A 12455-nucleotide genomic window follows, 5' to 3' on the forward strand; every position below is an offset into this window, starting at 1 on the left:
AAAGTGGAAACCTGTAGAACCGCCCCCTTTGTACTTTATTGGATGATACTTGCCACAGTCTGGGGTATGGGGACTTTGTCATCAGCACCATATTTCTTCTCAAACGAGTGATATTCAAAAAGTGTCCCTTCGGATGAAGACACGGTAAGTTCTAGAATATAGTCACCGTGATCGCCCTTTGTCTCTAGATAAAAGGTAGTATCTGCAATCTTAAGATGATAAAAATGATACTGGAATCCAAGAAATTCTTTGACATCAAAACTCGTGTCTGGGTGGGTCGAAATATACTCTGCAAGTTCATCTATCGTTGACATTGGCCGATTTAAGACAGTGTTTATTTTTTCTTTTACCATTTGGGATGTTGTTGTCAGCGTATCTTTTGCCTTTGTTGTTATATCCCGAATAATTTGATTTACTTCACTCAAAGCGGATCTCTCCTAATAGGAATTTCTAGTCTTATGAATAGTAATCCTGGTAGCCTTCATTAGATGATTCAGCCTTTTTTTCATTCGTGCTATTGTAAGGGGCTGTAATCTCGCCTTCCATATAAGAATCACTTACTTGTTCATGAGTTGTAGCTAAGCCGGAAGATAATTGATCATTCTTACCATAATCTTCTGGTTGATAATGTCTTGCAGCTAATTCATCAGTACTGTTTTGTATTTTATCCTTCAAAGCAAAACCCTCCTAAAAATAATATCTTCTAGCTTAGTATCCCAACAACAATATCTAATAAATCAAGTCAAAAGTTGGAACATTATCCTTATATAAAACAAGAGACACCCTTAAAGGGTGCCTCTTAAGCCAAAATATTTAATTTTTATTAACCTTGACGACCACTCATAGATTGTTGAGCGAAAGATACTAAACGTTTTGTAATTTCTCCACCAACTGATCCGTTTGCGCGAGATGTAGTGTCAGCACCTAAGTTAACACCAAATTCTTGAGCAATTTCATACTTCATTTGGTCGATAGCTTGTTCTGCACCTGGTACTAATAATTGGTTACTGTTGTTGCTATTGTTGTTTGCCATTTTTCCTTCATCTCCTTAAACTGATTTTTATTTGGTGGGTTACTCCGGAATTGCACCAGATATAAGGGTTTCCTTAGCCTCTAGGCTAACCCGAGTAAAAACTGTTTAAAGATAGTTTCGGTGTTGCTTGGTGAGTTGTTGTTGCTGTGTTTGTACTAAGTATTATGTGACGAAGAGAAGATTATATTCGAAAATTTATCTACCAATTAATTCCTATGAAAAAGAAAGCATAACAGTATAGTTTCATCAAAAACTATCGGTAAGTAATTAAGAATATAGGAGAGAAGACCATGCCAATTTGTCCATTATGTAATGGCTTTAACAATGCTAGCTTCTCATGTGCACAATGTGGGAATTCCTTAGAGGATTCAGGACGTATTATCGATTATTTTGATGATTATAGTGCTTATATGCCAATTGATGACATGAAAAAAATAGACGGCATCCAAACAACCTTTCAAAACAATGAATGTGCTCATCTATTTTATTGTCCAATCTGTCATAACCAAGAAACGATCCTTATCAACGAATAGCAATTCTGGACCAATGTAAAAAAGTCGCCCAAGTGGGCGACTTTCTATTTTAAGATTAACGAATTCTTTTTTCAGTTTCAGCATCGAAGAAGTGGGATTTGTTCATGTCAAATGCAAGTTCAATTGTTTCACCTGGTTTTGCTTGTGTACGAGAATCTACACGTGCAACGAAGTCAGTATTATCTAGCTGTGAATAAAGCATTGTTTCTGCACCAGTTAATTCGGATACTTCAATAAGTGCATTAATTTTAGATCCTTGAGAAGACTCGATGAATACAGGTTCATCATGGATGTCCTCCGGACGAATACCAAGGATGATGTCTTTGTTTACATAGCCTTGTTCACGAAGAACTTTCATTTTACCTTCAGGAACAGCAATATTTACATTACCGATTGTAAATGTACCATCTTTTAAAGTACCTGGGAAGAAGTTCATCGCAGGAGATCCAATGAAACCAGCAACGAATACGTTTTCAGGGTTATCATAAACATCCTTTGGTGCACCAACTTGTTGAATAATCCCATCTTTCATAACAACAAGACGAGTAGCCATTGTCATCGCTTCTGTTTGGTCATGCGTTACGTAAATAGTAGTTGTTTGCAGACGTTGGTGAAGTTTAGAAATCTCAGCACGCATTTGTACACGAAGCTTTGCATCAAGATTCGATAAAGGTTCATCCATTAAGAATACCTTTGCGTCACGAACAATCGCACGACCTAATGCAACACGCTGACGTTGACCACCCGATAATGCTTTTGGCTTACGTTGTAAGTATTCTTCTAGGCCAAGAATTTTCGCTGCTTCTTTCACACGACGGTCAATTTCGTCTTTAGGGAATTTACGAAGCTTTAATCCGAATGCCATGTTATCATAAACACTCATATGTGGATATAATGCATAGTTTTGGAATACCATCGCGATGTCACGATCTTTAGGAGCGACATCATTCACGCGTTTTTCATCAATGAAGAAGTCACCTTGTGAAATTTCTTCTAGTCCAGCAATCATACGTAAAGTTGTAGACTTACCACAACCAGATGGACCTACGAATACGATGAATTCTTTATCTTGAATATGAAGGTTAAAATCTTCTACTGCTGTTACTTTATTATCATATACTTTGTAAATATGGTCTAATACTAATTCAGCCATTGTTTCTCCTCCTAGTGTAAACGTTTTCGATAGTTAAAGTTTACTTTAGAGAGGGCAAAATCGTAAATGTGTAAATTGCACAAAACTTTGAAAGGGTTTTCGTGCATGTCTACAAATCCGAATAGTGCTCTAATTCTAGAATTGCTAAATACGTTGTAACAGCACCATGAAAATGTTTTATATCGACTCCCGACTTTTCGATGAATTTCTCAATACGATATTGTAAGCTATTTCGATGCATGTATAACCGTTTGGCTGCATTAGACACGTTTAAATCACTTTCAAAGAATACCTTGATTGTTTCAAGTAATTCATGGTCACCTTGAAGTTCCTCGGGAATTATATTTTTAAGTTGGTTTCGAAAACCACTATCCAATCCTTCTAATAGTAGAAAAGGCAAAATATCGTGAAGCCGATAGACTTTCTGTTTATGCAAAAAATGCATTCCTTTACGAAACCATTCTCTTTCATTTTGAAAAAGTGAGCAGATATTGTCAGAAAGGGGATGGGTTTGTCCGATGAATAAATTCATATCCGTATAGAAATCACTAGTTAATGTAACGGTAATTTCATCGTAAATGACATCCTCAATCATTTCCTCATTTCTTGTTTCAATTAGAACTCCACTCGAGTCATTTTCCCATAAAAAGATCGTATCCCGCGGTAATAGCGCTTGAATAGCTTCCTGGAATTCAAGTTTGTCGGTAATCGGTTGATCTGCATGAAATTGGATAATCCGACATTGTGTAAAAGAAAATTGATCTGGCGAAAGGTTTCCTTGTTGCAAAAACAATAGATTATACCAGAATGCCTGGGTATCAGTCATATCATTTACATGAGTGCCGTATGGTGTAAACAGAGAAACTAAAAGGGAGGCCTCTTTTGACGAAAGTTGCTCCTTTTTTATCCCAAACAAAGGTCCTGAATCTGTTAAAAACCACATGTATTTCTCTGTATTAAATGGCGTTTCAGATGTTACAAACGCATCCTTATAGTGATTCTTTAAATTTTCAATCATATAAAAGACTCCTTATCTTGCAACGTAAAAAATCTCCTTCTATTATAACAGAAGGAGAAGGTGTGGCTAACTGCTATTCAATTTCTTTTGGTGGTTCTTCGTCAACAAAATCACGTGCTTCTTCTATATTTGTTTGACCATGAAAACGATAGACGCTTCCACCAGCCATCCCTTCGTTTATGAAGCGATCGACATCCATGAATACCTCATCTTTACCTTCATATTGAAGGTCTTCGCGCTCTTTTCCTTTTTCAGCCATAAAAAAACCTCCTTTTCATTAGTCTGTGAAGGAGGTGAATAGAATATCCTGTTAATTATCATAAACATGAAAAAGCATTAATTCATGAATTTGTTTTGTTATATCATTTATTACTTTTAAATCAGGATGATTGCCATGCCAATCGATGCTTCCATCCTTATTATAGGTTCCATTATACTTCGTTCCTTGATAATAGAAGGAAAAGCTCCAACCAGGAATTTTACTGCTATTATATAGAGGTTTCCACTGAAAATGTGAGATCATCAATAAGCTCTCCTTAGGTAGTTTTTGAACGATTCGTATAAGCAGTTTAAGGCTCGCTTACACTTTTGTCCCTTTCATTATAAGGAGTCTGGTTAAATTTTCAAGTCCTTTCTCACGAATATATGTCTCATCAAATACCATCGGCTTTGAATTGATTTCGTATATATAAATTTCGCCATCCACAGAACGCCCAAGGTCAATTGAGAATTCTCCGATAAATTCGCCGCTTTGCTCCACAAGCTCTTTTCCAATATCAAGAACAAGCTGTTGTAAAATGGCTTCGTTGAAACGGCTACTTACCGATTCATATGGAATAATTGACCCACCATTTGGAACATGTGTGGTTACTTCATTCTCGCCTGCAACTCGGACTCCAATACCGCTTATGATATATCCACTTTCGTCATAATGACATAATAGACGTAGGTCGTACCGTTTGCCTTTAAATGTGTCAGCCTGAATGGCTTTTTGCAATAGATATTCCTCTTGTTTAAAAGATTCCTTATTTTTCTCCCAAAATGAGGTAAGGGAAGAATAGCTTTGTTTTTCGTTTGGTGTTTCTACAATAAAAAGATTCTTCCATTTTTTTATCCGGTAAAGGCCAATACCTTTATGTCCGTTTGAACTTTTAATATAGAGATCCTGATGTTTTGTTATCATTTGTTCAAGGTCGCTTTTTTGTTTAAGAAGTGTGGTGTCCGGAAGAAATGATGAAACAAATTCATTATTTCGTAAAATTTGATAAACAGTCCATTTTGAAAAAAAGGAAGGGTTAAAAAAGGGGATACCCTTTGTTCTAATAAAAGAAACTGTATCAGTGAAATGCTTCGATTTCTCCATGCGACGATAAGGAACACGATTATACACTACGTCTGGAAGTGGTGTCCGGAGTTTGATCCATTTTTGTATAGGCTGGTAAAAGGTAAAGCATTCAACTGAATGTTCGTGTATGGAAATTGGTGTCATAACGATTCCTAACGCACCTTCGGATTGTAAGGACAAAAGTATTCTTTTTAAATCTTTGAGATTTCCAATAAAGGTATTGTCTTTTGAAGAGCCTGTGAGAATCCCTATTAATGGCCCAACACGCTTTCCACTTTTAGTAACAGAAAAAGGGAGCGAATGCTCCTGCCTGCTCCCAACATAAGAAATGATTGTATTTTCCGTTCCGATTAAAAGTCCTTTATCCTCCTCACATTGATACCATTCCTGTTTATCGATGTGATAGTATATGGTGCTCATTTGAACACTTCCTCAGGGGCTTTAATCGTCGTTTCCGTTAAGTAAACAGCGTATTGTAGTGGTAGTCTACTTGAGAGTTTATCGTATTTCCTTAGCTTTGGATGAGAGAAAATCGAGCGACCCGGCTTTGAATTCGCTTCGAAAAGCCATACACTTCCATTTTTATCAATACCTAAATCAAAACCAAGTTCCCCTATATGCCCTTTTTGCCGAGAATCAATAACTTCACTTAATAAAAGGGCTGCCTGGCTTAGTGAATCAGTGACTTTTTTGCACTCTTCAACATCAGGGAAAATTTCGGTAAGTGTTCGCACCACACCACCATTATTTAAATGCGTTGTAACACTGCCACGACCTGCAATTTTTCCAGCCATCACGCTAACCTGCCATTTTCCTTTTTCATCTTTATTCGTATGAATACGAAAATCAATCGTTTTATGATCACTTCTTATTAAATGAATGCCTTGTTGGACAATATAATGCTCCAATCGTCTACTACGGAAATGAGTGTTGACAAATGCCTCAATTGAAGAAAAACGTTGGAGACGATTTTTTCCATCCGCATCACGAAATCGACAATAATATTCATCTGTTTCACGATCAAACAGAATTTGATAGATCCCTAAACCAAGGCTTCCGTTTGCTGGTTTAATGTATACATGCTGATACTTCGAAAGCATTCGTTCAATTAGCGAAAAGGTCGGGTTTTTATGGGTTTCCGGTAAATACGTAGCAACGCGGTGGTCACCCTCTAATAACTGGTGAATTTCCCATTTATCAAAAAATCCAGGATTAAACCATGGAATTAAGTATTCATGATGTAAACGTTGTTTAATTTCACTTAATGCTTTATGTTTTTCGGTACGACGGTTTGGAAGACGGTCATAGACAACATTAGGAAACGGAATTTCAATCGTTTCCCAGCCATTATGGCTATGAAAAAGTCCGTGAATGGTACCCTTATCCCAATCAATATGTTTCGCACCAAAAATAAAAACGTATGCTCCGACAGCTTTTTCTTGGGCCAAAAGCTTCGCAAAAAACAGTGTTCGTTCCCCAATTGGGCGAATCATCGACTCACTAAAACCAGCTGTGAAAATCCCAACCAAAGGTCCAATATAGAGATGATCCTCATGGATGATCACTTGTGTTGTACTTGAATAGGGAATTTTTAAGTCTGTAAAAATATCCTGGGACATTTTAATTTCCTGTTGGTCTTTTTGGACGACCTTACATTCACAGGAGGACGTACCAAAAAAGATACGCTTGATTGGTGTTTTTAGTTTGAATGTTTTAGGAATATTCACGGTTCCATTTACTTGATCCGTAATTTTCAGTGGTAGCGGTGTACGCATTTTTTACAGCTCCTTTTTATAAGTGTCTAGCTTCAGGCGCCATCGGCTCTCTGGTCTAAGCCAATCGCTTCTGAAGGTAAAAGACACCTTCTGTCAGCGCTCGTCTTATGCTTGTCGCCGATTAGCGGGCGCCTTGTGCTTTTCTAAGTAGAATGTAGATGTGTGCAATATTCTAATAATGTCTTATAAAGGGTTTCTTCTTGTTCCGGACTCGTTTCTATAACTACCTTTCTACCTGGTTTTGAATTTGTATCTAAAATCCAGATGGCACCGTCCTTTGTAAGACCTAAATCAACTCCAAGTTCGAATAATAGATCAAAATGTTTTTCAAGAACCTCTGGTAACCTATTAATAATTGTATGAATATTATCCGAAAGTAATTGCCTTTGATTGAAAGACATTTTTTCTGTCCAAATCTCAAAGGAATAAGTTTCACCACCGCCACCTAAATTTGAAATGAGATGTTCAGGCAATCCAAGGCGGATTCCACGACCTTGCTCAATCCATGCCCCATGCCCATTTTTTTGAAGTAGAATTCGAATATCAAAAGGGCGGTTGTCTGCATCATGGAGAGGTAAATAGGTTTGAGATAAATAGGGCTGGTTAGAAATGATCATATCAAGCCACTTTTTTAAATCCCTTCTAGTTGTAAACTGCTGCTTTTTTAGTTGATTAGCATCTTTATAGATTGCTTCAACATAATCCTGGTGAAGAAAGAGACCAATAATCCCTTTTCCCATCGAACCTTTTTCTGGTTTTAGAATGAGTTGATGTTTTTTCATTAGGGTTCGAAGGATAGTAGGTGAGGAGAGTGCTTGTTCAGTAGTAGGGATATAAGGTGATAATTTCTCATCTTGACTTAAAATTTTATAAATCTCCCATTTACTTGGAAGCCCTTGCCCTAGAAATAGATTGCCGGGCCTCCTTTTTAACCAGTTCATAATCGGCTGACTTTTCTTAGAGACTTCATCTTCTGAGTAAAAACAGCGGTCATATAAATATGTCGGAATTTCAAATAGGCTTTTTTCCCAAGTATGTGAAATCGCATTGTACTTTTCTCCTTGAATCATTTCGGAGGCTGGTTCGATGGAGGTTGGTGTGAATCGGAAAAGTTGAACCCCGAAATCAGGTGCACGTTTAGCAAGCTCCGTTGCATAACCTTTTTCCTGGTTTGGATAAAGCGTGACAAATCCCAGTGAAATCACAAGATTCTCCCCTTTCTTTTATACTATTTTTGATTGATCATGTTAGGTTGGAAAGGAAGATACAATGCTGCAGAAGCGCTTTTGCGCTTGGGCGAATTTTTGTAGACAATTTATCCTGTTCCTGATTTTTTGATGGTTTCGTATTAACCTCTATAATGGTTGGCTTTCCAGTTTCATCAAGTGCTAGGTCAATCCCTAATTCCGCAAAAATTCCGTCCGATGTTCCATCAATAATTTCAGCAACTTCAAGTGCTAAGTCCTTTATTAATCTCTTAATATGCGGAATCTCTTTCATCTCAAAGTTTTCTAGAAGAACGTTATGAACCTTTTGAATTTCTCCACCTCTTGCCAGATTGGAAACAAATTCATCCTTTGATGATACACGGGCAACAATTGAGGTTAGTTGCCATTTTTCACTGGATTGTTTTTGACAGAGCACGCGAAAATCCAATGGCTTTTCTTTATAGGAAAGAAGCGGAATACATTGTTGAACGATGAAAGTATGCTGTTTTAGCCTTGAGAGTAAGGATTGAAAGAGGGATGGGAAGCTTTGATGGACCGTCTCAATGTCACCTGAGAACGTTGTATAATCTAAAAAATACGTATCTTCATCCGTTTTTTGGATTCGGAAAATATTTCTCCCCTGGCTCCCATGGACCGGTTTTACAAACACACATTGATATTTTTCAAGCAATTCAAAGAGAACATCTTTATTTGTTAAAAGCACGGTATCAGGTAGATAAGAATGGAGATGCTCATTTTCATATAACATTTCGTGTACTTCCCATTTATTTAGAAAATGATCATTAAAATATGGGACATTGTTTATTTGCAGTTCATTTGTAAAATCAATAAAACTTTGGTGTTGCTCCCGTTTGCGTGAGTGAATCCGGTTATGAACCACATGAGGGTAAGGAACAGTAGACTTTTTCCATTTTCCATCGTTAAAGATGTACCCTTTTTGCTCATAAAATGTATTTAAGGAGAATACATAGAAAAGTACTCCGATTTCGCTTGCATAGAGTGACAGTTCCTCGCAAAACTCTCCGATTGAACCAAATGATACCTGGTTGTTTTTTTCATTTGCTTCCGTTAATAGTCCGATAACTGGACCCATTTCTAGTTTGTTATATGCTTTCTTGAATAACGTTATTGAAAAATTCTCAGAAGGAAGCTGTAATTCCTTTAATATGAAAGTTGGACATTGAATGACAGGCTCGCTCTCATTAATAGATACGATTTTTACCATAAGACTATTCCTGTTACAGTATAATTCAATTGGCTGTTCCTTTTGTAAGCCAAACTTCTTAATAATGATGTCACTCATTTTTATTTGTAAAAAGGAATCCTGCTCGTCAGAAACAGGAATCACCTCGATAAGAATTTTTTCCGTCATCATGATAACCCCATTTGCGTAACTTGACGTTCAAACACTATAATTAATAAGGTGATGATTCAATCCAGAAAAAACATTTCGCTTAAATATATAGGCAAATGTCTGATATCGTATCGTATGAAAAGACAATAAAAACTGTGAAAAAAAAATTAACTTGTATTAACAAAGGGTGATTTGTATGAACGTTTTTTTAATGATTGTATTAATGATGGTGATTGGAGCCATTATTGGAGGAGTTACGAATTCATTGGCCATCAAGATGTTATTTCGGCCATATAAAGCCATCTATATTGGTGGAAAACGCCTTCCATTTACTCCTGGATTAATCCCGAAACGTAGGGAAGAGCTAGCAAGGCAGATGGGGAGAACCGTGGTAGAGCATCTTTTAACACCTGAAAGTCTAAAGAAAAAATTACAGGATGAAAGCTTTGTCGCAAACATCGAGGGCTGGGCGAAGGAAGAGGTTTCTAAACTTCTGGAAACTGAGAAAAATTTTATCGAGATAGCTGGACAAGTTGGGATACATAATCTTGATGAACGCGCAGAGGAGCAACTAAAGAGCTTTATTGAAACCAAATTTAAAAGCCTTATACATGAAATGGGCCAAAAGGAAATAGGCGATGTCATTCCAGAGGAGCTACTTTCAACTATCGAAAAGAGGTTTCCAGCGGTTGCGGAATATATAACAGAAAAAGGTATCGAGTATTTCGAAAGTGAGGAAGGGAAACATCGTCTAAAAAGAATGATCGACGAGTTCCTAGCCACCCGTGGAATGCTTGGAAATATGGTGCAAATGTTTTTAGGAAACACAAGCTTAATAGATAAGATTCAACCTGAAATTGTTAAATTTCTATCTAACCCAGGAACAAAGGAGCTTTTACAATCTTTAATTGAAAAAGAATGGAATAAGGTGAAAACCTGGGAGGTTAACAGAGTTGTCGAACAGGTAGGTTCGGAAAAAATTCTTTCATTCTTAAAGGAACAAACTCTAAACATCTTCCCTGTTAAGAAGTATCTTGAAACACCCGCAAATGGGATATTACTACCTTACAAAGACAGAATTCTTGAGCAGATAGTTCCTAAAGGAATTGAGATGGCAGGTGAATTCGTGGTAACTCGTATTGATAAATTGATGAAAAGCCTCAAGCTCGAGGAAATTGTAAAGGATCAAGTTGGAACATTTTCTGTAGAGCGACTAGAGGAAATGGTGTTAGGTATTTCTAAACGGGAATTCAAAATGATAACCTATTTAGGAGCGCTTCTAGGTGGAATCATCGGAATTTTTCAAGGGATTATTGCACAGTTTCTGCAATAAACTTAAACATAAGCAAAACGCTCTGTATAGAATTTCATAATATAACCTCTCTAATTTCTAGATGAGGGTGAATTATATGGAAATGTTTGTTATAGTGGAAAAGAACCATTTTGCTCGTAATAAATCTGGACAAAGGAGGTAGGTAAAATGGGTGTAAATTTATATGATGTTGCTTATGGTGTTGAGAAGGCGATTCGTGAGAGTGATGAGTTTAAACAACTAAAGCAATTATATGATCAAGTGAATAATGACGAAGGTGCAAAGAAATTATTTGAAAGCTTCCGAAACATTCAGTTATCCCTTCAACAAAAACAAATGATGGGTGAAGATATTTCACAAGAAGAAGTAGAACAAGCTCAAAGACAAGTTGCACTTGTTCAACAACATGATACAATTGCAAAACTAATGGAAGCTGAGCAGCGAATGAGCGTTGTCGTCGGCGAATTAAATCAAATCATGCTTAAGCCACTTGAAGAACTATATGGTAGTATGGACCAACAATAAGACTTTCTAGGAACCCACGCGAATTTGGCGTGGGTTCTTTTTTTGCTCATTTATGTAAACTTTAAGTACCATGTACGTCGGCTATTTTTCTATCTTATACTTTTGTTCTAATCAGTTTCTTTTTTTCATAACCATATGTATAGGGACGCCCAACTGAGAAGGAGGACCTGCTATATGTATAGGTTACTAGCAATAAATGTGGATGGCACATTACTACGTCCAAACGGTCGGCTTCAAAGTGGTACCAAGGAAGCCATCGATTTCGTCCGTGCAAAGGAAGTTTATGTGACTCTCATTACAAGACGTCACTTCCCATCGACGAAAAAAATCGCAAAAGCACTAAAACTGAACTCATTGCTAATTACGCATAATGGAGGATTCATCAGTGATAACCTAGATGATCCTATTTATGTAAAACGTATTTCAGAGGAGAAAACATTTAATATTGTCCAGGTATTAGAAAACTTTAAGTGTAGCATTCGCCTCCAACATGAAAAGTTTTCAATTGGCAATCGCGTTAGATTCCCTGGCAATTTAATCGCAAAAGCAATGTTTGGTTCTGGTGATCCACTCTTTTATCCGATGCAGTTTGTCGATTCGCTTGGGGATTATTTAACAGACAATCCTGTTGGACCACCTAAGATTGAGGTCTATGCACAAAGTGAAAATGAACTGAAGACAATTAGAGACACTGTGAATGAGCATTTCAATGACATTCAAGTTGAACTAACAGAACCGCATAAGCTAGAAATCACTCCTTTTGGTGTTTCTAAGCTTAATGGATTAAAAACTTTAGCAAATCACTTAGATATTCCATTGCATGAAACAGTTGTTATTGGCGATTCACTAGATGATATTGAAATAATTGAATCTGCTGGCTTAGGAGTTGCAATGTGGAATGCACCGAAGAAAGTGAAATTTGCTGCAGACTGGGTGACTCGGTCAAATAATATGAATGGCGTCTCCTACATGATTAAAGAGCATTTCCGTAAGCAGCAAAGAATTGACTTCTTAAAACAAATTAAGATTGAAAAATAAGGTTGGGCTTGCCTCCACGGTTTGTGGGGGTATTTTTATTGAGAAGATATGCAGAAACAAAAACTACCCAAAATTCTAATATTGATTTAAAAAGGTACATTCTGTACACTTAAATAAGTATTTTTTTGAAAAGGTGATAC

At 36.9% G+C, this 12455-nt stretch carries 15 protein-coding genes; 4 read left to right on the forward strand and 11 right to left on the reverse strand.

All coding sequences use genetic code 11. From position 1 onward, the window contains the following. Positions 1–35: 35 nt before the first annotated feature. The 3 genes from CKJ95_RS10425 to CKJ95_RS10435 form a co-directional block, all read right to left on the reverse strand. The gene (locus CKJ95_RS10425) at positions 36–425 is read right to left on the reverse strand and encodes a hypothetical protein (protein WP_099353358.1); all 390 of its coding nucleotides are present in this window, start codon (positions 423–425) and stop codon (positions 36–38) included. Positions 426–456: 31 nt separating this feature from the next. Next, positions 457–675: a YozQ family protein gene (locus tag CKJ95_RS10430; RefSeq protein WP_099353359.1), complete on the reverse strand. Its 219-nt coding sequence runs from the start codon at positions 673–675 to the stop codon at positions 457–459. 148 nt (positions 676–823) lie between these two features. Continuing rightward, positions 824–1033, reverse strand: a complete 210-nt coding sequence (locus CKJ95_RS10435) for an alpha/beta-type small acid-soluble spore protein (protein ID WP_010283556.1) — start codon at positions 1031–1033, stop codon at positions 824–826. A 290-nt stretch (positions 1034–1323) separates the two neighbouring features. On the opposite strand from CKJ95_RS10435, the gene CKJ95_RS10440 reads away from it, so the two are divergent. Continuing rightward, complete coding sequence (locus CKJ95_RS10440) at positions 1324–1566, forward strand: hypothetical protein (RefSeq protein ID WP_099353360.1); 243 nt, start codon at positions 1324–1326, stop codon at positions 1564–1566. Positions 1567–1621: 55 nt separating this feature from the next. On the opposite strand, the gene CKJ95_RS10445 is transcribed toward CKJ95_RS10440, so the two are convergent. The 8 genes from CKJ95_RS10445 to CKJ95_RS10480 form a co-directional block, all read right to left on the reverse strand. Beyond that, the gene (locus CKJ95_RS10445; protein ID WP_099353361.1) at positions 1622–2719 is read right to left on the reverse strand and encodes an ABC transporter ATP-binding protein; all 1098 of its coding nucleotides are present in this window, start codon (positions 2717–2719) and stop codon (positions 1622–1624) included. A gap of 109 nt (positions 2720–2828) precedes the next feature. Beyond that, complete coding sequence (locus CKJ95_RS10450; protein WP_099353362.1) at positions 2829–3737, reverse strand: PucR family transcriptional regulator; 909 nt, start codon at positions 3735–3737, stop codon at positions 2829–2831. A gap of 73 nt (positions 3738–3810) precedes the next feature. Continuing rightward, a complete protein-coding gene (locus CKJ95_RS10455; RefSeq protein WP_099353363.1) occupies positions 3811–3996 on the reverse strand; it encodes a hypothetical protein in 186 nt (61 codons plus the stop codon). A gap of 51 nt (positions 3997–4047) precedes the next feature. Next, positions 4048–4260: a YheE family protein gene (locus CKJ95_RS10460; protein ID WP_099353364.1), complete on the reverse strand. Its 213-nt coding sequence runs from the start codon at positions 4258–4260 to the stop codon at positions 4048–4050. A 57-nt stretch (positions 4261–4317) separates the two neighbouring features. Beyond that, positions 4318–5502, reverse strand: a complete 1185-nt coding sequence (locus tag CKJ95_RS10465; RefSeq protein WP_099353365.1) for a YheC/YheD family endospore coat-associated protein — start codon at positions 5500–5502, stop codon at positions 4318–4320. Next, entirely contained in the window at positions 5499–6857 is a 1359-nt protein-coding gene (locus CKJ95_RS10470; protein WP_099353366.1) for a YheC/YheD family endospore coat-associated protein, read from the reverse strand. The genes CKJ95_RS10465 and CKJ95_RS10470 overlap by 4 nt, the downstream gene beginning before the upstream one ends. Before the next feature lie 143 nt (positions 6858–7000). Next, positions 7001–8062, reverse strand: coding sequence for a YheC/YheD family endospore coat-associated protein (locus tag CKJ95_RS10475; RefSeq protein WP_099353367.1), 1062 nt, complete (start codon positions 8060–8062; stop codon positions 7001–7003). A 37-nt stretch (positions 8063–8099) separates the two neighbouring features. Next, a complete protein-coding gene (locus CKJ95_RS10480) occupies positions 8100–9458 on the reverse strand; it encodes a YheC/YheD family endospore coat-associated protein (RefSeq protein WP_180271475.1) in 1359 nt (452 codons plus the stop codon). A gap of 178 nt (positions 9459–9636) precedes the next feature. On the opposite strand from CKJ95_RS10480, the gene CKJ95_RS10485 reads away from it, so the two are divergent. The 3 genes from CKJ95_RS10485 (at position 9637) to CKJ95_RS10495 (ending at position 12315) form a co-directional block, all read left to right on the forward strand. After that, entirely contained in the window at positions 9637–10773 is a 1137-nt protein-coding gene (locus CKJ95_RS10485; RefSeq protein WP_099353369.1) for a DUF445 domain-containing protein, read from the forward strand. A gap of 147 nt (positions 10774–10920) precedes the next feature. Continuing rightward, a complete protein-coding gene (locus tag CKJ95_RS10490) occupies positions 10921–11277 on the forward strand; it encodes a YlbF family regulator (RefSeq protein ID WP_099353370.1) in 357 nt (118 codons plus the stop codon). Between the two features lie 174 nt (positions 11278–11451). Next, entirely contained in the window at positions 11452–12315 is an 864-nt protein-coding gene (locus tag CKJ95_RS10495; RefSeq protein ID WP_099353371.1) for a Cof-type HAD-IIB family hydrolase, read from the forward strand. The last annotated feature ends 140 nt before the right edge of the window (positions 12316–12455 follow it).

Origin of the sequence: Fredinandcohnia onubensis (assembly GCF_002734285.1) — a bacterium.
Classification (GTDB): domain Bacteria; phylum Bacillota; class Bacilli; order Bacillales; family Bacillaceae_L; genus Ferdinandcohnia; species Ferdinandcohnia onubensis_A.

What these genes read in the sequence shown, in the direction of transcription:
- CKJ95_RS10435 (WP_010283556.1), bottom strand. Translation starts at nt 1,033, where the DNA reads ATGGCAAACAACAATAGCAACAACAGTAACCAATTATTAGTACCAGGT.
- CKJ95_RS10440 (WP_099353360.1), top strand. Translation starts at nt 1,324, where the DNA reads ATGCCAATTTGTCCATTATGTAATGGCTTTAACAATGCTAGCTTCTCA.
- CKJ95_RS10445 (WP_099353361.1), bottom strand. Translation starts at nt 2,719, where the DNA reads ATGGCTGAATTAGTATTAGACCATATTTACAAAGTATATGATAATAAA.
- CKJ95_RS10450 (WP_099353362.1), bottom strand. Translation starts at nt 3,737, where the DNA reads ATGATTGAAAATTTAAAGAATCACTATAAGGATGCGTTTGTAACATCT.
- CKJ95_RS10455 (WP_099353363.1), bottom strand. Translation starts at nt 3,996, where the DNA reads ATGGCTGAAAAAGGAAAAGAGCGCGAAGACCTTCAATATGAAGGTAAA.
- CKJ95_RS10460 (WP_099353364.1), bottom strand. Translation starts at nt 4,260, where the DNA reads ATGATCTCACATTTTCAGTGGAAACCTCTATATAATAGCAGTAAAATT.
- CKJ95_RS10465 (WP_099353365.1), bottom strand. Translation starts at nt 5,502, where the DNA reads ATGAGCACCATATACTATCACATCGATAAACAGGAATGGTATCAATGT.
- CKJ95_RS10470 (WP_099353366.1), bottom strand. Translation starts at nt 6,857, where the DNA reads ATGCGTACACCGCTACCACTGAAAATTACGGATCAAGTAAATGGAACC.
- CKJ95_RS10480 (WP_180271475.1), bottom strand. Translation starts at nt 9,458, where the DNA reads ATGACGGAAAAAATTCTTATCGAGGTGATTCCTGTTTCTGACGAGCAG.
- CKJ95_RS10485 (WP_099353369.1), top strand. Translation starts at nt 9,637, where the DNA reads ATGAACGTTTTTTTAATGATTGTATTAATGATGGTGATTGGAGCCATT.
- CKJ95_RS10490 (WP_099353370.1), top strand. Translation starts at nt 10,921, where the DNA reads ATGGGTGTAAATTTATATGATGTTGCTTATGGTGTTGAGAAGGCGATT.
- CKJ95_RS10495 (WP_099353371.1), top strand. Translation starts at nt 11,452, where the DNA reads ATGTATAGGTTACTAGCAATAAATGTGGATGGCACATTACTACGTCCA.